18 protein-coding genes and 1 pseudogene are annotated in these 20457 nt (G+C 73.7%); 9 read left to right on the top strand and 10 right to left on the bottom strand.

From position 1 onward, the window contains the following. Positions 1-22: 22 nt before the first annotated feature. Genes Q6350_RS06065 through cysC form a run of 3 tightly spaced genes read left to right on the top strand, consistent with a single transcriptional unit; the run spans position 23 to position 2327 of the window. Positions 23-145 (top strand): hypothetical protein, encoded by a 123-nt coding sequence (locus Q6350_RS06065; protein WP_305065775.1) that lies wholly within the window; start codon positions 23-25, stop codon positions 143-145. Further along, positions 142-1104 carry a sulfite exporter TauE/SafE family protein gene (locus Q6350_RS06060; RefSeq protein WP_305065774.1) on the top strand — a complete coding sequence of 321 codons (963 nt, stop codon included), beginning with the start codon at positions 142-144 and terminating at the stop codon, positions 1102-1104. The genes Q6350_RS06065 and Q6350_RS06060 overlap by 4 nt, the downstream gene beginning before the upstream one ends. Then, positions 1101-2327 (top strand): adenylyl-sulfate kinase, encoded by a 1227-nt coding sequence (gene cysC / locus Q6350_RS06055; RefSeq protein WP_305065773.1) that lies wholly within the window; start codon positions 1101-1103, stop codon positions 2325-2327. The genes Q6350_RS06060 and cysC overlap by 4 nt, the downstream gene beginning before the upstream one ends. Positions 2328-2339: 12 nt before the next feature. On the opposite strand, the gene Q6350_RS06050 is transcribed toward cysC, so the two are convergent. Further along, positions 2340-3350 carry an ABC transporter ATP-binding protein gene (locus Q6350_RS06050; protein ID WP_370375369.1) on the bottom strand — a complete coding sequence of 337 codons (1011 nt, stop codon included), beginning with the start codon at positions 3348-3350 and terminating at the stop codon, positions 2340-2342. Then, positions 3343-4350, bottom strand: coding sequence for an ABC transporter permease (locus tag Q6350_RS06045; RefSeq protein WP_305065772.1), 1008 nt, complete (start codon positions 4348-4350; stop codon positions 3343-3345). The genes Q6350_RS06050 and Q6350_RS06045 overlap by 8 nt, the downstream gene beginning before the upstream one ends. Positions 4351-4492: 142 nt before the next feature. On the opposite strand from Q6350_RS06045, the gene Q6350_RS06040 reads away from it, so the two are divergent. Next, entirely contained in the window at positions 4493-5749 is a 1257-nt protein-coding gene (locus tag Q6350_RS06040) for a CDP-glycerol glycerophosphotransferase family protein (protein WP_305065771.1), read from the top strand. Here Q6350_RS06040 and Q6350_RS06035 read toward each other — a convergent pair. Together Q6350_RS06035 and Q6350_RS06030 are read right to left on the bottom strand one after the other, a co-directional pair. Continuing rightward, on the bottom strand, positions 5739-7001 hold the full coding sequence (locus Q6350_RS06035) for a CDP-glycerol glycerophosphotransferase family protein (protein WP_305065770.1): 1263 nt from the start codon (positions 6999-7001) through the stop codon (positions 5739-5741). The two genes, Q6350_RS06040 and Q6350_RS06035, sit on opposite strands and share 11 nt — an antisense overlap. Before the next feature lie 19 nt (positions 7002-7020). Continuing rightward, complete coding sequence (locus Q6350_RS06030) at positions 7021-8490, bottom strand: glycosyltransferase (RefSeq protein ID WP_305065769.1); 1470 nt, start codon at positions 8488-8490, stop codon at positions 7021-7023. Between the two features lie 111 nt (positions 8491-8601). On the opposite strand from Q6350_RS06030, the gene Q6350_RS06025 reads away from it, so the two are divergent. Further along, positions 8602-9609 (top strand): hypothetical protein, encoded by a 1008-nt coding sequence (locus tag Q6350_RS06025; protein WP_305065768.1) that lies wholly within the window; start codon positions 8602-8604, stop codon positions 9607-9609. Continuing rightward, entirely contained in the window at positions 9606-10808 is a 1203-nt protein-coding gene (locus Q6350_RS06020) for a DUF6716 putative glycosyltransferase (RefSeq protein WP_305065767.1), read from the top strand. Before Q6350_RS06025 ends, Q6350_RS06020 begins: the two co-directional genes overlap by 4 nt. A 6-nt stretch (positions 10809-10814) precedes the next feature. On the opposite strand, the gene Q6350_RS06015 is transcribed toward Q6350_RS06020, so the two are convergent. The 5 genes and pseudogenes from Q6350_RS06015 to Q6350_RS05995 all read right to left on the bottom strand — a co-directional run. Next, on the bottom strand, positions 10815-11891 hold the full coding sequence (locus Q6350_RS06015; RefSeq protein ID WP_305065766.1) for a glycosyltransferase family 2 protein: 1077 nt from the start codon (positions 11889-11891) through the stop codon (positions 10815-10817). Beyond that, positions 11884-13305, bottom strand: coding sequence for a polysialyltransferase family glycosyltransferase (locus Q6350_RS06010; RefSeq protein WP_305065765.1), 1422 nt, complete (start codon positions 13303-13305; stop codon positions 11884-11886). The genes Q6350_RS06015 and Q6350_RS06010 overlap by 8 nt, the downstream gene beginning before the upstream one ends. Continuing rightward, the gene (locus Q6350_RS06005) at positions 13302-14300 is read right to left on the bottom strand and encodes a glycosyltransferase family 2 protein (RefSeq protein WP_305065764.1); all 999 of its coding nucleotides are present in this window, start codon (positions 14298-14300) and stop codon (positions 13302-13304) included. The genes Q6350_RS06010 and Q6350_RS06005 overlap by 4 nt, the downstream gene beginning before the upstream one ends. 4 nt (positions 14301-14304) lie before the next feature. After that, positions 14305-15204, bottom strand: coding sequence for an N-acetylneuraminate synthase family protein (locus tag Q6350_RS06000; protein WP_216077611.1), 900 nt, complete (start codon positions 15202-15204; stop codon positions 14305-14307). 72 nt (positions 15205-15276) lie between these two features. Further along, a pseudogene (locus Q6350_RS05995) lies at positions 15277-16404 on the bottom strand (cytidylyltransferase domain-containing protein); the annotation flags it as partial. Positions 16405-16600: 196 nt separating this feature from the next. Between Q6350_RS05995 and Q6350_RS05990 the strand changes: the two are divergent. Both Q6350_RS05990 and Q6350_RS05985 read left to right on the top strand, forming a co-directional pair. Then, positions 16601-17476 (top strand): hypothetical protein, encoded by an 876-nt coding sequence (locus Q6350_RS05990; protein ID WP_305065763.1) that lies wholly within the window; start codon positions 16601-16603, stop codon positions 17474-17476. Continuing rightward, a complete protein-coding gene (locus Q6350_RS05985) occupies positions 17473-18414 on the top strand; it encodes a hypothetical protein (RefSeq protein ID WP_304607764.1) in 942 nt (313 codons plus the stop codon). The genes Q6350_RS05990 and Q6350_RS05985 overlap by 4 nt, the downstream gene beginning before the upstream one ends. Here the strand turns inward: Q6350_RS05985 and Q6350_RS05980 are convergent. Next, a complete protein-coding gene (locus Q6350_RS05980; RefSeq protein WP_304607763.1) occupies positions 18366-19142 on the bottom strand; it encodes a hypothetical protein in 777 nt (258 codons plus the stop codon). The two genes, Q6350_RS05985 and Q6350_RS05980, sit on opposite strands and share 49 nt — an antisense overlap. An 82-nt stretch (positions 19143-19224) precedes the next feature. Here Q6350_RS05980 and manA point away from each other — a divergent pair, with 82 nt between their 5' ends. Continuing rightward, on the top strand, positions 19225-20457 hold the full coding sequence (gene manA, locus Q6350_RS05975; RefSeq protein WP_370375368.1) for a mannose-6-phosphate isomerase, class I: 1233 nt from the start codon (positions 19225-19227) through the stop codon (positions 20455-20457).

Genomic DNA, 20457 nt, shown 5'->3' with positions numbered 1-20457 from the left:
GGCCGAGGCTACCATTGCGGCCATGTCTGGCCACGCCTCGATCCGCCGTGCGGGACCCGTCCTGGCCCGGTCCGCCGGGGCGGCGCGCGGGACGGCGTCGACGGACCCGCCACCCGCCCGGGGCACGGAGGGGTCGCACCGGTGATCGACGTCGATCCCGCCCTCGCGCTCGGCGGCCTCGTCGTCGGCTTCGTGGTCGGTCTGACGGGCATGGGTGGCGGGGCGCTCATGACCCCCCTGCTGATCTTCGTGTTCCGGGTCGACCCACTGGTCGCCGTCTCGAGCGACATCGTCGCGAGCCTTTTCATGAAGCCGGCGGGGGCCGTCGTCCACCTCCGGCGCCGGACGGCGAACCTGCAGCTCGTCGGCTGGCTCTGCGTCGGGTCGGTCCCGGCGGCCTTCGGCGGCGTCTTCCTGATCCGGGCGCTGCCCTTCGGCGACTCCCTGGACGAGGCCCTGCGCCTCGTGCTCGGCGTCGCCCTCCTGCTCGCGGCGACGATGCTCGTCGTGCGCGCGACGATCGGCATGGTGCAGCACCAGCGCGCCCTCGGGGAGGGGCCCGTCCGTCCGACCAACGCCGGGGTGGTGGTCCGCCCGGTCCCCACGGTCGCCCTGGGGGCAGTCGCGGGTCTGCTCGTGGGCATGACGTCGGTCGGGTCGGGGTCGATCGTCATCGTGGCGCTGCTGATGCTCTACCCCGCGCTCAAGGCCTCCAACCTGGTCGGCACCGATCTCGTGCAGGCCGTGCCGCTGGTCGCCGCGGCCGCGCTCGGCCACCTGATGTACGGGGACTTCTCGCTGGACCTGACCACCTCGCTGCTGATCGGCGCCGTCCCCGGCGCGTGGGCCGGCGCCCACGTCTCCAGCCGGGCCCCGGGCGGCCTCATCCGACGCGCGCTCGCCGTCCTCCTGCTCGCCTCCGGGCTGAAGCTGCTGGGCGCACCGCTCGCGGTCGTGCTGGGTGCCGCCGCGGTCGCGCTGGTCGGGGGAAACATCGCCTGGGTCGTGATCAGGAACCGGTTGGCCCACCACCCACCACGCACCCCGCCGACGCCGGACCGGGCGTCGGTCTCGACGACGAAGGACGACACCGAACGCCCATGAACACACCGGAGACGACCTACGTCCTGAGCCCGGTCGAGCTCGACCTGCTCGAGCTCCACCTCGGTGGCGGGACGAACACGCTGACCCTGCTCGACCGCCCGGTGCAGGGACCCGTGACGCTCACCGACGCGGAGAACACGCCGCTGGCCGTCCTCGGGGAGGACGGCCACGCGACCGCGCTCAAGCCGATCGCCCGCGCCGCGGGGCCGCACTGGGACCCGGCGGTGCGCCGCGGCGCCCACGACGTCGCCCACGAGATCCGCCGCGAGGTCGGGCCCGTCGGTGACGTGCTGGCCCTCCTGGTCGACGCCGCCCCGACACGGGACGAGCTGGACGCCCTCGACGGTCTCGTCGCCGGAGCCGCCGCCGTGCTGGTGCTGGTGCCCGCGTCCCGGCGGCACCCGGAGCCCGGTCACCTCGGCGCGCCCGGCCTCGCGCGCGTCGGCAACGTGGTGGGCGACGCCGTCGCCGCCGCGTTCGACGGGCCGGTCCGGACCGTCGTCGTGCCCTGGGGCGACGGCGCCGGACTGCGCTGGGACGACGTCGCCGCCCACCACGGCGCGGACCGCGTGGAGCGCCTGGCCGACCACCGCACGCCCCCGACGGCGGAGCGCGTGGCACGTCTGAGCACGCTGTGGTCGAGAGAGGTCGGGACCCTGTACCCCGACGCCGTCGCCCGGGAGGTGGAGCACGCCGCGCGCGGTGCCCGGCCCGAGGGCACGGTCGTGTTCTTCACCGGCCTGTCCGGTTCCGGCAAGTCCACCGTCGCCCAGGCGCTGGCGGCCGAGCTCGACGACGAGGGGCGCCACACGACGCTCCTCGACGGCGACGCCGTGCGACAGCACCTGTCCAAGGGCCTCGGGTTCGACAAGGCGTCGCGCGAGCTGAACGTCGAGCGCATCGGCTACGTGGCCTCGCTGGTCGCGTACCACGGGGGTGTCGCGATCGCGGCACCGATCGCCCCGTTCGCGTCCGGGCGGGCCCGGGTGCGGGAGATGGCCCAGGCCGCCGGCCGGTTCGTCCTCGTGCACGTCTCCACACCGCTGGAGGTCTGCGAGGCGCGGGACCGCAAGGGCCTCTACGCCAAGGCCCGTGCCGGGGAGATCCCCGAGTTCACCGGGATCTCGTCACCGTACGAGGAGCCGACCGACGCCGACCTCGTCGTCGACACGTCGGTCACCTCGGTGGAGGATGCCGTCGCGCGCGTCAAGGACCTGCTCTGAGCGGGGGCGTCGTCAGCCGCTCGAGGACTCCTCCTGCGCCTGTCGGCGCCCCTTGCGCCGCGGGCCCTGGCCGCCGCCCCGTCCGTTGCCGTTGCGGCGTCGACCTCCCGCGCGGCCGCTCGACCGTGCCTGCCGGTGCGCCCGCACGAAGTCACGGTAGGCACCGGCGACCTCGTCGACGGGCCCGTCCATGACCAGCTGGCCCTGGTGCATCCAGAGCACACGGGTGCACATCGCCTCGATCGTCGAGATCGAGTGGCTCACGAGGAAGACGGTCCCGGCCTGCTGGCGCACCTCGGCGATCCGTGCCTTCGACCGGGACTTGAAGGCGGCGTCACCCGTGGCCAGCGCCTCGTCGACCATGAGGATGTCGGGCACCGCGGCCGAGCTGATGGCGAACCGCAACCGTGCCGCCATGCCCGAGGAGTAGGTCTTCATGGGCAGGTCGACGAAGTCGCCGATGTCGGCGAACTCCACGACCTCGTCGAACTTGTCGTCGATCTGCCGCGGCGTCATCCCGAGCGCGAGCCCGCCGATCTCGATGTTCTTGGCCCCGGTCATCTGCGGCATCAGCGCCGCGTTGACACCCAGGAGAGCCGGTTCGCCGTCCACGAAGACCGCCCCGCTCCGTGGCGGGATCAGCCCGGTGATGGCGCGCAGCAGCGTCGACTTCCCGGAACCGTTGATGCCGACGATCCCGATCGACTCGCCGTGCCGCGCCGTGAAGGACACACCACGGACGGCGTGCACCTCGCTGACGGCACCGACGTGCTGGCGCCCGGCTCCGAGCAGCCGCTTGAGCCGGCTCCGGCGGACCGGGCCGGCGTCCTGGACGTGCATGCCCTGCTTCTTGGCGCGGTCGCGCTTCTTGCCGCCGAAGACCCGGAAGACGATGTGCAGGTCGTCCACGACCAGGCACGGGTCGCCGAGCGGGATCGCCTCGGCGTGCTCCCCGGCGTCGTCCGCCTCGTCCTCCATGTCGAAGTCGAGGTGGGCGTCGGCCTCCGCCACGTCGTCAGTCACGTCCGTACCGCTCCTCACCGCGCCAGAAGATGATGAACCCCGCCACGAAGAACACGATCGCCCACACGATGCCCAGGACCCACATGAGGGGCTGCTGCACGAAGCCGTCCTCGTTCATGAGCGACGACCGGCCGAGGTAGAGGTAGACGGAGATGGGCTGGAACTCCATGATCGGTTCGAGCCAGGAGCGCACGCCCTCCGGCAGCCGCTGGACGTAGTGCACGACCGGGAAGATCACGCCGGAGCCGTACATCGCGAAGCGCAGCACGAACGAGATGACGTTGTCCAGGTCGGGGGTGATGGCCACGGCGCGGGCCATGATGAACGCCAGCCCCATGTTGAAGACCCACAGCAGGCCCACGGCCGGGATCAGCAGGAGCCATTCCCAGGTGATCGGCACCGGGTCGTAGCCCGGCAGGAACCCTGATCCCAGCACGATGAGACACATGACGACGAGCGCGGGGACGAGCGTCGTCAGGTGCGACATGACGTTCGACAGCGGCAGCACCGCCCGGGGGAAGTGCAGCGATCTCAGCAGGTTGGTGCGTTTCGCGATCGACTGGGCGCCCCCGTTGACCGACTGCTCGACGAACCGGAAGAGGAAGACTCCGATCACGATGAACGCGATCGTGTTCTCCACGCCACGGCTGGTCTGCAGGATGATCCCGAAGATCAGCACGTAGACGGTGGCGTTGAGGATCGGGTTGAGCACCGCCCAGAGCTGGCCCAGATAGGTGTTCTGGTTGCGGGCGTAGGCCGTCGAGGCGCCGAGGACCCGGATGAACGGCCCGCGGCGCGCCACGTCCTTGATGTACGACCACAACGGCGGTCGGACACCCATCTTGGTCAGGCCGTACTGCTCGGCGAGCGCCTGACGTTCCGTCGAGGTCGTCGGCGGCGTGATCGGTGCGGGCGGCTCGAGCGGCGAGGGTCGCGCCGTGTCGCCGTCCGGCGAGTCGACCCCGTCGGCCGTGGAGCCCCTGGTCGTATCGGTGGTCACGAAACTTTGCATACCTGTCTGTCAGAGTCGGCGAAGAGCCGTCCGGCCCCGTCGATACTACAGCGCTGACGAGGGCGCACGTCGGCTCGAGGGCGTGGAATACTGCGTGTGCCGTCGATCTCGATCCTTCAGGAAGGACCGGATGTCCCCCGTCAGCGCGCCCCGAGCGACGTTCTTCGACCGAGTCCGCCGATTCGCCGGGCGGATCCTCCTCAAGGCGGGGGGCCTCGCCACGCAGGCCGTCCGCCACAGCATCGTCGGGGAACCCGAGCTCTTCGACCCGCCGGTCGAGACGTTGCCCCGCTATCCGGTGCTGGCCTACTTCGCCGAGGGGCCTGACCTGACGTACCAGATCCGGCAGTGGCTCCCGGTCCTGGAGAGCGTGGCCGAGCATCTCCCGGTGGCCGTGGTGACCCGCAACTGGACGACGACGGTCGCCCTGCGGGAGGCGACGACCCTCCCCGTGATGTACACGCGCAAGCTCGACGGTCTGCGCACCATCTACGACCAGGTCGACGTGAAGACCATCATCTACGTCAACAACGGGATGCGGAACTTCCAGTCGCTCATCTACCAGCGTGCACTGCACGTCCACGTCAACCACGGCGAGTCGGACAAGATCTCGATGGTGTCCAACCAGGCCAAGGCGTACGACCACGTGGTCGTCGCGGGCCAGGCGGCGATCGAGCGTCACCGCCGGGCACTGATCGCCTTCGACACCGACCGCCTCGTGGTGTGCGGCCGTCCCCAGCTCGACCTGGACGTGGCGCCCGGCCTGCCGCCGGCGGCCCGGCCCCGCACGGTGATGTACGCGCCCACCTGGTCGGGCGAGGACGACGCCAACAACTACACGTCGCTCGACCTCTACGGTGTCGAGATCGTGCGCGCGTTGCTGCAGCGCGACGACGTGCGGATCGTCTACAAGCCCCACCCTCGCGTCCTGACCACCGACGACAAGGCCGTGGCCCAGGCCCACCGGGAGATCCGACGACTGCTGCAGGCGGACCCCGGGGGCGGTCACGTCCAGCCGTTCGACGCCGACATCCTCGGCCTCTTCGACGGGGTCGACCTCCTGGTCACCGACATCTCGTCGGTCGGGCTGGACTTCCTCTACCTGCGCCCCGAGGCCCCCATCGTCCTGACGGACCGACGCACCGACCCCGAGGGCCTGCGCACCGAGGCACCGATCGCCGCCGCCGCCGACGTGGTCGACGCGAGCACCGTCGCCGAGGTCGCCGCGACCCTCGCCTCGAACCTGAACGACGACCCGCACCGCGCGGCGCGGGCCGGCATGCGCGACCACTACTTCGGGTTCGCGCGGGGCGAGAGCAGCCGACGCTTCCTCGCCCTGGTCGAGGACTGCGCGGCGCGCCGGGACGCCCTGGTCGTCAGCGACTGATCTCGGCCTCGACCCGGGCGACCTCGCGGTCGCGGATCGCCATCAGCTGCTCGCACGCGGCGATGAACCGCGCCGTCGCGGCCCCCGGCCGGGTGTCGCCGAGGTAGTGCTCGCGCAGTGCGAGGCGCCGCTGCCGTGTCGGGTCCTCGCCGAGCTCGCGCTCGACGAGCGCGGCCACGTTGCCGGCCTGCTCGGCGGTGAGTCGTGGGGCCAGGTCCAGCAGCGGGCTGGACGCGACGACCGCGCCGCTGCCCGGGCGGGTGATGATGATCGGCTCCCCCGTGGCCAGCCAGTCCATCGCGACCCCGGAGACGTCGCAGACGAGCAGGTCGGCCGCGGCGAAGGCCGGGCCGAGGTCGGGACCGGTGTCCGTGGCGTGCCCGGGCCCCTCGGCGGGGGCCGGGGCGTGGGCGAGGTACTCACGGACCGCCGAGTCCGCGTCGCCGTAGCGGGCGTCCCGGACACCGGTCAGCGGGTGCGGCCGGTAGATCACCCGGTAACGACCCGACTCCACGAGCGAACGCACGATCGCCCGCCCGTGGGTGGCGAGCGACCCGTACTCGGCCGACGGCTGCCCGCCCTCCCACGTCGGCGCGTAGAGGACGGTGGGTACCGGGCCGCGCGCCGTCTCGGCACGGCGACGGAGCTGGCCGTCCAGCTGCGGTCGACCGACCGGTACGCAGCGTGACGGGGCGTCGTACAGGGTGCTGAAACGCGCCATCCGGTCGACCGCCGCCTGACCGGCGACGAACGAGAAGTCGTACGCCTTGGTCTGGTTCGAGACCGACACCAGCTTGTCGCTGTCGCCGTGCATGAGGGAGGCGTGCACGAGGTTGCCGAACCGCAGGCACGTGAAGTTCTCGGGGTTGTGGTTCACGTACAGGGCGAGCTTGGTCGCGGACCGTCCGAGCACGTCGTCGAGGGTCGTGTAGTGCGCCACGGTCCGGACGTCGAGCCCGGAGTCCGCGCGGATCGCCCGAGCGGTCCTCGAGTCGCGGGTGACCACGACCACGGGGTGGGACTCGTCGAGGGCGCGCAGCGTGTCGTACCACTGCTCGAGCTGGTAGAGCGCCTCCGGGGTGTCCGCGAAGTACACGATCACCTCGTAGCGCCACGAGGTGCCGAGCAGCGCGGCGTCCTCCCCGACCCCGTCGGGGGTACCCGCCGGCAGCAGACCGAGGCGGCGGATGAGCCGCCCTCCGGTGGATCGGATCCGGCGCCGCAGCGTGGCGCCGCGGGGGGTGACGGGCATGACGCTCCTGGAAGTGGTGTCAGCGGGGGGCGCGACGCAGCATACCGGCCAGTCGGCGCACCAGGGTGGGCTCCTCGACCGGCTCGGGCTCCGGCTGCGGACGGCGCCGCGTGACGTCGGCGAACACGTCCGCCCACCGGGCGACCACGGCGGCGCTCGCATACCCCTGGGCCGTGGCCACGGCAGCGGCGCGCATGGCTCGGACCGACTCGCCGTCCAAGGTGACGAACCGCTCGACGGCGGCAGCGAGCGCCTCGACGTCACCGTCGGGGACGAGGAACCCGTCGACGCCGTCGGTGATGATGTCCGCCGGCCCGTAGCGGATGTCGTAGGCGATCGGGACGCACCCGCGCGCCATCGCCTCCGCGAAGACCAGCGGCAGGCCTTCCGCCCGGCTCGTGAGGAGCAGGAACGAGGCGTCCTGGAGCCGGGTCGCGGCCCCGCGGACGAACCCGTGCAGCGTGACACCCGGGATGTCGGCGGCCATCGACTCCAGGCGCGCACGGTTGGGTCCGTCACCGTAGACGTCGAGCGTGACGTCCAGCCCCGTCGACCGTGTCGCCTTCTGCACGGCCCGCATGCCGTGGGCGACTCGTTTGCGGCCGTTGAGGCTGGCCAGCATGACGCCGGCGAGGCGGTCGGGGTGGTCCGGGGCCGGCCCCTCAGGGAGGTCGGTGCTGTTCGGCACGACGTAGGTGTTCTCGCGCGGGCCCACGCGTTCCAGGACGTCCTTCCGCTGCCCCTCGGTGAGGAACACCACGGCGTCGAAGTCGTCGAGGTGCTCGATCAGCGGCGTCCTGCTCCGCGTGAGCGGACCGTGGGCGTCCGTCGCGCCCGCGGAGAGGTGCGCGCCGTGCACCAGGTGAGCGGTGTACACGGAGGGTCGGTGCAGCGCGGCGAAGAACTTCGTCATCGTCTTGGAGTCGACGATCACGTACGACGGACCGTCGGGCAGCACGCGGCCGATCCAGCTCCTGTACACGGCCCACACCGTCTTCCAGGACCGTCCCTCGCGCCCGTCGCGCGTGTACAGGGTGATCCGACGGCCCGCTCCGGTCCGCCGGTCCTCCGCCGCGAGGGTGCCGTCGGCACGGAAGTGCAGGTGGCGGTGCACCTCGCCGTCCTCGTCGGTCTCCGACCGGACGGCCTCTCCCTCGTCGCCGCGGACACGTTCCGTGGGGACCGCGCCCTCGCGGGGCCGGACCTGGGCGTCCGAGAGCTCGCGCAGGTCCGCCCACACGTTGTGCAGGGTGACACCCGGGACGAGCTCGCCGCGCGCCTCCAGGTCGGCCCGGGTCGAGTCCAGGTCCAGGGTCGGGTCGAAGGTCAGGATCTTGACGTGGACGCCCGCCTCCTCGACGAACGTCCGGGAGCGCCGCAGGAGCGCGGACGTCATCCCTCCGTAGTCGGACGGGATGGTCCACGTGGCAGCGGCGTGGCTCCCCGGGGGAAGGGCCACGGTCGCACGGTGTCCGGTGTGGGTGGGCACCGGGCCATCGTAGTGGCGACAGCGCAGACCGCAGCACGGTGCGCCGAGCTGTTCATCCGTGCTCCATCCCGCGGTCACCCGGTCGTCGCACCACGGTGCTTGGCTGACGACGTGAGCGCGCTCGTCGAATCCCCCCTGCAGCTCCTCTGCGCCGTGGAGGCGCACGCGGCCGGCATCGCCGGCCGACGGACCCGGGTCCTGGCGCGCCAGGGCGTCCCGACGCTCACGGCCGCGGTGGACGCGTTCCGGGACCTGGGCCTGCCCGACGGTCTCGACGTGGTCGTGACCAGGCCCCGACCGGCCCCCGAGGACGACGTCCACCTGGTCGGCGACCCGTTCTCGGGCACGTTCCAGGCGGCCCTGGCCCGCGGTGCCGCGGGCGGCCGTCTCGTGCTCGTCGACGACGGCCTGGCCACGCTCGACCTCGCCCGGCGGCTGCTCGCCGGGGACCCGCTCGTCCGGCCGACCGCGCACCACGGCCCGCTCCGCCGGGGTCTCGGTGCCGTGACGACCCGCCGCCTGCGCCGGCTCGCCCGCGACGGTCGGTTGACGGTGTGGACGATGCTGCCGCTCGACCGCGGACTGACGGACGGCCTGCGTGCGCTCGGCGTCGACGTCCGCGAGCACTCCTTCGACTGGCTCGCGTCGCGGGACCGTGGGTCCGGGCCGGCGGACGTCCTCGAAGAACCGACCGTCGTGGTCGGCTCCGCCCTGGCCGCCGACCACCTCGTCGACGTCGAGCACTACGTCGCGTGGGTCCGCGGCATCGCCGCGGACGGCCCCGTGCGCTACCTCCCCCACCGGCGCCACCACCCTCTCGTCACCGCGCTGCTGGCCCAGATCCCGGGCGTCGGGGTGACGATGCCGGGCGCGCCGGTCGAGGTCCGGCTGCGGAACCTGCGGGGCCCCCGGCGGGTGATCACGCTCCCCTCCACGGCGGCCATCACGCTCACGCGGCTGCTGTCGCCCCGGGGCGTCGCGGTCGTCCCCCACGACGTCCCCGACGACTGGTGGACCGCGCGGGCCGACCCGGCGCTGCGGAACCACCTCGGTGCGGCGACGGCCCTGGCACGTTCGGCTGCCCGTCGGACGCGCCGCCCGCAGCCGGCCACGACGTGACGAGCCCACCGCGCGTCCTCGCCGTGGCCGACGCGGACTCCTACCTCAAGTGGGCCGCCTGGACCGTGGCGGGGCTCCCCGGCACCTCGCGGCCAGGGGCCGGCGTCCCCGGGGTCGTGGTCGTCCGCTCCCCGCTGGCTCCCGGGCCGGCACAGGCACGGGCGGCGGTCGCGGGGACGGGCCTGGCGGCACCACCGACCCTGGGACCGCGGGCGATCGGTGACCTGGTCGCCAGGACGACGCCGGACGTCGTGCTGCTCGCCGCCACCGGACCGGTCGCCGAGCTCGTGGCGCGCCAGATCCTGCGCGTCACCCGGCGCGGCTGCCGGCCCGCCCTCGTGACAGGACTCCCCGGGATGGCCCTGCCCGCCACCCCGCAGGGCACGGGGTGGCGACGGTGGGCCGACGCCTTCGTCGTGCACGGCCCGCAAGAGGTCGCACCCTACGCCGCGGCGTTCAGGGCCCACGGCGTCGCGCCGCGCCTCGTGCTGTCCCGCCTGCCCTTCATGCCGCGGGCCGGGACCGGCCCGCAGGGCCCGCCCGCCTCCTCGCGGCGCGTGGTCTTCGCCGCGCAGGCGAAGGTCCCCGCGACCCGTGCGGACCGGGTCCGGCTGCTGGACGGACTGGCAGGGCTGACGGACGCGGGACTCGAGGTGGTCGTCAAGCTCCGGGCACGGGGCGGGGAGCGGCAGACGCACAACGAGCCGTTCCCGCTGGACGTCCTGTGGGACGCCGAGCACGGCCGGCTCGGACGATCGCCCGGCGACCTGGCCTTCGCCGTCGGCCCCCTCTCCGACCATCTCGGACCGGGAACCGCCCTGGCGACCGTGAGCTCGACGGCGGCGCTGGAGTCCCTCGCCCGCGGCCTGCCCACCGTGCTGGTCCGGGACTTCGGGGTGGGTCCCGACCAGCTCAACGAGGCCTTCGCCGGGTCGGGGTGCCTCCGGGACCTCGACGAGATCGCGGACACGCTGCGCGGCGGAGGTCCCGTCCCGGATGCGGCCTGGTGCGCGGACGGCTACCTCCACACGCGTGACGACCTGCCTGCCGCGGTCGCCGAGCTCGGTGACCGCGCACGCCGCGGGGTGCTGCCGCGACCCGCCACGACCGCACCCTGGTCGTGGCGACGCCACGCGTGGGCGGTCGGGCGCAGCGCCCTGCCGACCGCCGTCTCGGCACGCCTTCGTCGCCGGCCGTGACCCGGATCAGGCCCGGTGGTCGACCGCCGCCCGGGCGGTCAGACCCCGGACGAACCCCGCGCCCCAGCACAGGTGCATCGTCATGAGCACCACGGGCAGGACCAGGGCGGAACGCGCTGCGAGCCGGGGCCGACGGGTCGCCGCGTGGACGGTGGCCGCCAGGACGCCGAGGAGGTATCCCGCCGGCGCCACGGCCCCGACCGCGGTCAGCACCGGTGCCGCCGTCAGCAGCCCTGCCGCCCCGAACAGCACCGACATCCCGAGGACCGTCACCAGCACGGGCGGTGCCAGGTAGCGCAGACCCGCCGTGGACGGGTCCCGGCGGACCACCTCGCGCCGCCACATCCCGGTGCGCCAAAACTGCTTGGCGACGGCCCGTACGGTCCGTCGCGGGCGGTACTCGACCACGAGGGCCGGGTCGAACCACAGCAGACCGCCGGCCCGGCGGAGCCGGAGGCACAGGTCCCAGTCCTCGGCCCGGAAGAGCGTCGGGTCGTACCCGCCGACGCGGCGCACGGCCTCCCGCCGGAACGCACCCAGGTACACGGTCTGCGCCGGCCCGGGGTCGCCCCCGACGTGGAACGAGGCCGCGCCGATACCCGCCGGGTGGCTCATCGCCCGCGCCGTCGCCTCCTGGACGGTCCCGGTGCCGACCGGGCTCATCACCCCGCCGACCCCGACCGCACCGGTCCGGCGCAGCAGGTCGACGCACCGGCGCACGTAGCCGGGCGGCAGCTCGGTGTGCCCGTCCACCCGCAGGACGACGGGGTGGCCGTCCGGGCCGTCGGCGTGCTCGATCGCGAGGTTGAGCCCGATCGAGCGGGATCCCGTCGGGTTGTCGACGAGCACGACCCGGTCGTCCGCGGCCGCGAGCGCGGCCGCGATCCGCTCGGTCGCGTCGCGGGACGGGCCGACGGCGACGACGAGCCTCAGCTCCCCGTCGTGGTCCTGCGCGAGCACGGAGCGCATCGCGGCCTCGAGGTAGGCCTCCTCGTCGCGCACGCAGGCCACGACCGTGACCCCGCAGCGGTCGGGCAGGGCCTCCGTCTGCCGGAGCACCTCGGCGAGGTCAGCGTCACCCACGGGAGGCCACCTTCGCCCGTGCGACGCCGACGGCGGCCCGCAGGTCGTCACCGCCGCCGGAGACCCGGGAGGCGACGAGCCGTCGCAGGCGTCCGCCGAGCAGCCGCCGGTCCGCACCGTCGAGCGCGGCGACCAGCCGCGTGGACCGCCACCACGGCACGGGGAACCCGCCGGGCAGGCCCAGCGCCGTGAGCCGACGGCGTCGGAACCACCGGCGCAGCTCCGCGTCGTCCAGGCCGCGCAGCAGCGCGGCGGTCTCGTCACGGAACGCGGCCAGGCGCTCGGGCTGCTGGCAGTAGGAGACGGCACGCACGAGCTGCTGCATCCGCGCGGGGTCCTCGCCCCAGGCCTCGTCGGTCCGGTCGAGCGCGTCGACGACGACCGCCGGCACCCGGTTCGAGTTCGGGTACGGCTCCAGCCGGTCGAGCAGCGTCTCGGTGCCGACGCCGACCGTGGGGATCCGGTAGAGGGCGCGGGCGGTGGCCAGGCCCGTCGAGAAGCAGGTCACGACCAGTCCGGGTGCCGACACGTCGAACACCGACTCGGCGAGCACGGCCGAGGGCGCCACGTCCAGCTCGACACCGCGCGAGGCCGCGTGGGCGGCGAGGTCACGCGTCCCCTGGCTCGGCGCCGACGGGTGCGGCTTGAGGAGCACGCGCGTGAACCCCCGGTCCGCCGCCGCGTCCACCATCCGCCGGTGCAGCGCCTGCTCCTCCTGCGGGGTCAGGAGGCCGATCGCGGCCAGGTACTGCCCGAGGACCAGCGCGTACGACCCGGCCGGCGGCAGCACGCCCGCGAGCGCCGCGCCACCCCGCTCGACGGCGTCCGTCACCGCGGCGACGACCTTGCGGAACGACTCGGCGGGGACGAGGGTGCCGGGCACGTCCCACTCGGCCAGCAGCGTCGGGCGGACGCCGGGCAGCAGGTCGGGGTGCAGCACGCGCTCGACCCGTCCGCCGACCTCGTGGCCGACGTCGAACCGGGTCGGCCCGTAGACCATCAGCCCGTCGGCGTACACGGTCAGGGCCGCGCTCGCGAAGATGGCCACCAGCGCCCCGGTCGGCGGGGTCGCCACGGACTCCCCGACGAGCTCGAGCGGGCCGTCGCCGAGCCGCCACCGCTCGCGCAGCAGCCGCTCCCAGACCGGTGCGTCGGCCGGACGCGGTGTCCACGACTTGGGGTGGTGCGGCGCGACGACGTCGTTCCAGGCGACGACGTGGTCGAACCGGTCGGCCAGCGCGGCGAAGCCGGGGCCGCGGGTGAAGTCCTCCGACGCCTCCGGTGCCGGGACGTTGTGCTGGACCACCAGCACCGTCCGGTCGCGGCGTGGCAGCACACCGGCGTCCCACGCCGCGACGACCGTGGCCGTGCCGAACAGCGTCGAGGCGGTCACGACCTGCGTCCCGATGGTCACAGCCGTACTCCTTGCCTGCGGATCGCCCGGGCACGTTCGGGGCCGATGCCCGCGACCTGCCGGGCGAGGACCGCGTCGTCGAGACGGGCCAGGACCTGCGCGGCCCGTCCCGTCATCTGCGTCCAGACGGCGTCCGGGTAGGACGTCCGTCGCTTCACGTGGTGGTGCAGCACCGCCAGGAGGTCGCGGGCGACCTTCGGCTCGTACCGCGTCAGGTCCTGGTCGCGCAGCTGGTCGAGCACCGCGTCGTAGGCCTCGAGGAACCCGAGCTGGCGCGCGTCACCGATGTCGGTCAAGGAGCCGTCCACGGCCCGCCGGTAGACGTAGCCGGGGGCGTCGACGACGGCGTAGGACCGGGTGCCGAGCAGCAGGCGCCACGCCCACTCGCGGTCCTCCGCCGTCGGGAGGCTCTCGTCGAAGACGGCGAGCCCCGCGTCGACGACCCGGCGCGCGAGCAACCGGGAGGAGACCTGCACGTAGTTCACCATCGTCGACCGGTTCGTCGGCATGATGCCGGTCCGCGGGTCGAGGGCGACGTGCCGACGCGGTTCCGGCGCCCGGACCAGCCGGCGACCCGTGCCGTGCGCCTGCACCTGGTCGCAGACGAGGAAGTCGACGTCGTGCTGCTCGGCCGCCCGCACCATCGCGGCCAGGTGACCGGGGAAGTACCAGTCGTCCGGGTCGAGGAACGTGATCCACCGCCCGGTGGACGCGGCGATCCCCCGGTTGCGGGCCGCCGAGACCCCGCGAGGCGTCGGATGGTGGAGCCGGCGCAGCGCGGGGAACGTCGCGGCGGCGGCGTCGAGCACGTCGCCGGTGTCGTCCGTGGACCCGTCGTCGACGACCACGACCTCCACCTGGTCCAGGTCGAGGCCCTGGCGCCGCAGGGAGCCCAGGGCGTCGGGCAGGTGCCCGCCGGCGTCCCGCGCGGGGACGACGACGGACACCTGGGGTCGAGCGTGGATCATCGGGTCCGCGACCTCCCCGTCCGTCACGCGGTCAGCCGGCGACGCGGCGCAGCCGCGACATGGGGGCGTGCTCGCCGGGCATCACGCGCTTCTCGCCGTCGCCGAGCGCGTCCTGGAGGATGCGGATGTCCCGGACCAGGTTGTTCAGGCCCTTCGGCTCGACGGACGCGGCATGGTCGGAACCCCACATGGCCCGGTCCAGGGTGATGTGTCGCTCGACCGCGACGGCACCGAGGGCGACGGCACCGAGGGAGATCTGCAGGCCGGTCTCGTGGCCGGAGTACCCCACGGGCACGCCGTAGCGCTCGCGCAGCGTGGCGATGGTGCGCAGGTTCGCCTCCTCCGGCGGGAGGGGGTAGGTCGACGTGGCGTGCAGCATCACCAGACCGTCGGTCCCGAGGATCTCCACGGCGGCGTCGATCTGCTCCAGCGTCGACATCCCGGTCGACAGGATGAGCGGCTTGCCCGTGTCGGCGAGCGCCCGCAGCAGGTCGTGGTCCGTGACCGACGCCGAGGCGATCTTGTGGGTCGGCACCCCGAACTCCTCGAGGAACGCCACCGAGGGGACGTCCCACGGCGACGCGAACCACTGGATGCCCTGCGCCTTGGCGTACTGGTCGATCTCGGTGTACTCGTCGTGCTCGAACTCGACCTTGTACTTGTAGTCGAGGTAGGTCATCTCGCCCCAGGGCGTCTGCCGGATCTTGTCGCGCTGGTCCGGGGGCGTCGAGATCTCCGGGGTCCGCTTCTGGAACTTCACGGCCTGGCAGCCGGCGGCGACCGCGACGTCGACGAGCTGCTTGGCGATCTCGACGTCGCCGTTGTGGTTGATCCCGATCTCGCCGATCACGTACACGGGGTGGCCGGCACCGACCTGGTGCTCGCCGATCTGGACGGGCTGCAGCGCCGCGGTGGTCGTGGTGGTGGTCATGACGGGGTCCTTCCGATGGGTGATGACGATGCGGTCGCAGATCTCGCGCACGGCGCCGTGGCCGCCGCGAGCTGCGGTGACGACCCGCGCGGCGGCGAGCACGTCGGGACGGGCGTCGGCGACGGCCACCGGCCAGCCGACGACACCCAGGGCGGGGAGGTCGTTGAGGTCGTTGCCGACGTAGGCGACCCGTCGGGGGTCGAGGTCGCGTGCCGCGCACCAGGCGCGCAGGGCCGCGGCCTTGTCGTCGACGCCCTGGAGGACCTCGACGCCGAGCTTGCGGGCCCGGGCGGTGACGACGGGGTCGGTCTCCTTGGACAGGATGAGGATCGGGAGCCCTGCGTCGCGCAGCCGGCCGATGCCGAGACCGTCGCCGCGGTGGACGCGCACCGTCTCGACACCTCCGGAGTCGACGAGGACGCGGTCGTCGGTGTGCACGCCGTCGAAGTCGGTGACGAGGGCGTCGACGTCGAGCGCCGCGGCGTCCTGCGGCACGGGGGCGGGCCCGGCGACGCCGTCCGCGGGGCGGTCGAGCAGGGCACGGGCGAGCCAGAGGTCGCGCGGCTCGTCGATCTCGAGCGCGTGCTCCGGCGCCACGGGCTGCAGGCCGACCGACCCGAAGAAGCGGCTCCCGGCCGCCCGGAGCCCGGCCGTGCGCATGACGTAGAAGGCTCCGGTCTCGCGGAAGTGCGGTGCACGGTCCTGGCGCCGCGGACGGTGGTCCGTCGTGTGCCCGACGGGGACGGGGCCGCCGGCGTCCAGGCGCCACTGGAAGTCGTGGGTGGGGGTGACGGCGACGACGACGTCGTGCTCCTCGTCGAGCACCCGGCCGATCGCCAGGTCGAGGTCGGCGGGGTCGACGAACGGGCTGGTCGCCTGCAGCAGGACGGAGATGGCGGGGTCGGGCCGTCCCTGCGCCGCGAGCGTGTCCAGCGCGTGCAGCACGGCGGACTCCGAGCTGGCGGTCGCGCCGGACAGGTTCGCCGGGCGCTCGACGACCAGGGCGCCGTGCCGCCGGGCCTCTGCGGCGATCCCGTCGTGGTCGGTGGACACGACGACGTCGGTCACCGCGGGCGCCGCGGTCGCCGCCCGCACGGAGCGGGCGACCAGCGAGCTCCCGCCGACGTGCTGCAGATTCTTCAGCGGGACGCCGACCGACCCGCCACGGGCGGGGATCACGACGAGGACGGAATGGTGCATGTCGGCGACTCTAGGTCGCCCGGACGACGCCTTCGGCCCATTCCCGGTAACGCGGACGGAACAGTCGGTGGCCGATCGGTGAACATTCTTCAGAATGGCACCACGGACCCTGTGCCCGGCCACGAGAATGTCATGTCAGGGCCCTCCCGGTGCCACCATTCCTCTCACCGACCTCTCGAGAACAGGAGCAACGACGATGCTGGACGCGACGTCGCGGCCCCCCGCCACCGCACCGGCGGTGGCCGTCCATCTCGGTGCCCACCCGCCGACGGCCCGCGCCGTGCGGGACTGGTGCGGGACCCACCGGCGGACGCTCCGGCGCCGCGGTCTGACGGCGCGGACCACCTGGTCCGGCCTCCGCCAGGCCGTGCCGGCCCTCGACTGGCGGAGCGACCGCAGCCGACGCAGGCTCCGGGAGTACCTCACCGCCGAGGGGCCGGCCCTGTTCTCCTCGCACGCACCGCTGGGACCGGCCTTCCGCCACACCGGTGGGCCGCTGCACCCCACCGCCGCCGCGGGCGTGGACGGAGTGGCCGCCGCGCTGGAGGACGTGCCCTGGACCCTCCACCTGTCCATCGGCCGCCAGGCGGAGATGCTCGTGGACGCCTGGATCACGGCGGTCCGCCACGGCCACCTGGTCACCTTCGACGACTTCCTGACCACGACAGAGGATGCCTCGTGGGTCCCGCTCGTGGAGCACGTGGTCGCGACGGTCGGCGCCGACCGGGTGACGGTCCACGACGTGGCGACCGACCCCGACCGCCGCGACGCGGCCGCCTCGGTGCTCACCACCGCCCTGGGCGAGCTGCTCGGCGGGCCGACCGAGCTCGGCGACGACGCGACCGCGGATCCGGTACACCCGTCCTGGTCGCGCCGGCAGACCGAGGTCGCCCTGGCCGCGCTGCCGCACCTGCGCTCCTGGGACGAACGGCGCATGCTGCGCACCTTCGTCGACGGCATCGACGTCGGCGGCGCACCGGCCTGGCCGCTCACGGCCCGCCAGGAGGAGCTCCTGGCCGCCCGCGACCTCGCCGACCGCACCCGCATCCGCACCCTGGTGGAGGTCCGATGAACCTGATCGACCGCACGACGACGGCCCTGCGTCGCCGGCGCCGAGCCCCCGCCGACCGCCGCGTCGTGCTCCACCTGGGGTCCCAGAAGACCGGCACCACCGCCGTGCAGGCCTGGTGCCGCGACCACGCCGAGACCTTGGCGCGCGAGGGCGTCGCGATCCGCACGACCCAGCCGGAGATCAGGGCCGCGCTCGGCGGCTGGTACGACACCTCCCGGCCCGGGGCCGACGCCCGGCTGAGGAGCTTCCTCGAGTCCGCCTGGAGCACGAGCCGCGCCGACGGACTGTTCTACTCGTGCGAGTCCAACGTCGGACCGGCGTTCGTCCGGGACTCGCCGGTGCTGTACCCGCGGCTGTCCGAGGCGGTCGCCGGCATCGACCGCGCCACCGCCGGGGTCCACCGCCACGTGCAGTTCACCGTGCGCAGCTACGGCGACTTCCTCGAGTCCGCGTACCAGCAGCAGCTCAAGCACGGCCGCCCGGTCCGGTTCGACGAGCTGGCCGACCGCGTCCTGGACGGGCTCTCGTGGCGCGCACCGGTCGAACGGCTGGTCGAGACCTTCGGCGCCGGGAACGTGACCGTCTACGACTACGACCGGGCCCGCCCGACACCCGAGCGGCCGCTGGTGGGACAGATCCTCACCGACGCCCTGCAGCTCCTGGACGCGGCGGGAGCGACCGTCGGGGACGAGGTCTCCCGCCGCACCAACACGCGGTACACGCAGCGGATGGCGGACCTGTCCGTCGCGGTGCTGCCGCTGCTGGACGGCGCCGACGAGCGAGCGGCCCTGCACCGGTTCGTGACGGACGCCCTCGGACGCCGTCCGGCCGCCGACGACGTCCCGGCGTCGTTCCTCGACCCGGGCACCGCCGCCGAGCTCCAGGACCGCTACGCCCGCGACCTGGCCTGGATCGACTCGCTGGTCGGTGTGCGATGACGGTGGTCGTAGCCGAAGACCTCCCCCAGCAGACGTTCCCGCGCGGCCACCCGGCCACGGAGGTCCGCGGGGACGGCGAACCCGGAGACGGAGTCCAGGCGTGCGCTGGCGTTCAGCCGCTGCTGGGCCCGGACGGCGGTCAGCGCCGCCTGCCGGGACGGCCGCCACGAGAGGTCGTCGCGCAGCACCAGCGCCTCGAGGTCCTGCGGGAGGCTCTCGTTACGCAGGACCACGTCCACGACGTGGTGCCGGCGGTACGCCCCCACGAACTCCTCCGGCGACCCGACGTCGCGCATCCACCGGTCGGGGCGCGGTGCGGCGAGGCGCGCCACCCGGTAGGAGAGCAGGCCGGTGTGCTCGGCCACCCCGCGGCGGTGGTAGCTCGGCGGATCCAGCACCGCTGCGGAGGCGGGGTCCAGCACCACGTCGAGCCACCGGTCGAACCCGGCCGCCGTGCCGTCGTACAGCGCGCCGTGGCCGGCGTCGCGCAGCCGGCCGAAGAGCCCGCCCCTGCCCTGGCACCCGTAGGAGAACAGCGACAGGTACGTGTCCACGGGGTCCCGGACCGACAGGACGTGCAGGCGTCCCGCGGGCGGACGGTCCTCCAGCTCGTGGTGCTTGCGGCACCACACCTCGTCGTCATCGAGGAAGTCGCGCAGGAACTGCGAGACATAGGTGGATCCCGACTTCTCGACGTCGAGATAGGCCAGAGTGTGAAAAGCGTGCACGACAGCTCCGCAAGGTCGATGGAGAATCGAGACCATACCCGATCGCCGAGGAATATACCTCGCCGCCGGAAAGGACGATGACATGCTGATGAACACTGCGCGAACGGCAGATGTCGATGCGCATTCCATTCATCTTCTGGACAATTCCGTGCGGTCGTACGACTGGGGGTCCTTCGAGCACATCCAGGACCTGCTCGGCCTGCCCGTCGACGGCCGACCCGCCGCCGAGCTGTGGCTCGGCGCCCATCCGGCCGCGCCCTCGCGGCTCGCCGACGGCACGAGCCTCGGTGACCTCGTCGCCCGGGCACCCGACGAGATCCTCGGCCGACGCGCCAGCGACCGCTTCGGCCCGCGCCTCCCCTACCTGCTCAAGGTGCTCGCCGCGCGCCGCGCCCTGTCCCTGCAGGTGCACCCGCGGCCGCACGACGCCCGCGCCGGGTACCGCCGCGAGCGTGCCCTGCCCGCCGACGCCCCGGACCGCTCCTTCCACGACGAGCAGCACAAGCCGGAGATGATCGTGGCGCTCAGCCGGTTCGAGGGTCTGGCGGGGTTCCGCAGCCCGCGCACGGTGCTCGGGCTGCTGGAGGGCCTCGAGGGACGCCTGGTCGAGCAGGTGCGCACCGCCGTGCGCGGGACTCGGTCGGGACCCGGGATGCGTGCCGCGCTCGCGGCCCTCGTCGGCGCCCGCGACGAACCCGCGTGCACGGACGACGTCGCCGCTACGGTCGCGTCCGTCGCCGAACGGCTGGCCACCGGTTCGCCCGACCCCCGGGCCGACGCCACCGTCCTGCAGCTGGCCCAGGAGCACCCCGGGGATCCCGGTGCGGTGGCGTCGCTGCTGCTGAACCGGGTCTCCCTGGAACCCGGGGAGGCGATCTTCATCCCGGCCGGAGAGGTGCACGCCTACCTGTCCGGCCTGGGGATCGAGGTCATGGCGGCGTCCGACAACGTGCTGCGCGCCGGGCTGACGGGGAAGCACGTCGACGCCGACGCGCTGCTGGGGTGTGCCGCGTTCGCACCGCGGCCCCCGGTACGGCCGGACACCGTCGTGGCGGGGACGTCCTCGCTGGTGACCAGCTACCGGACGCCCGTCAGCGAGTTCGCGCTGCTCACCGCGGACCTGCACCCGGCCGAGCCGGTGGTGCTGCCGGCGGACGGGCCGCGCGTCGTGCTCGTGCTGGACGGTGACGTCCGGCTGCTGACGCAGGCCGGGACCACCCCGCTGCGTCGGGGTCAGTCCTGCCTCGTCCCCGACGCCGCCGGGGCGGTCACCGCCGACGGCGACGGACGGCTGGCGTGCGCCTGGGTGCCGTGA

Source organism: Isoptericola sp. b515 (assembly GCF_030588125.1).
GTDB classification, from domain to species: Bacteria; Actinomycetota; Actinomycetes; order Actinomycetales; family Cellulomonadaceae; genus Isoptericola; species Isoptericola sediminis.
Note: the sequence above shows the minus strand (reverse complement) of the source record. Positions and strands in the feature narration are given on the sequence as shown.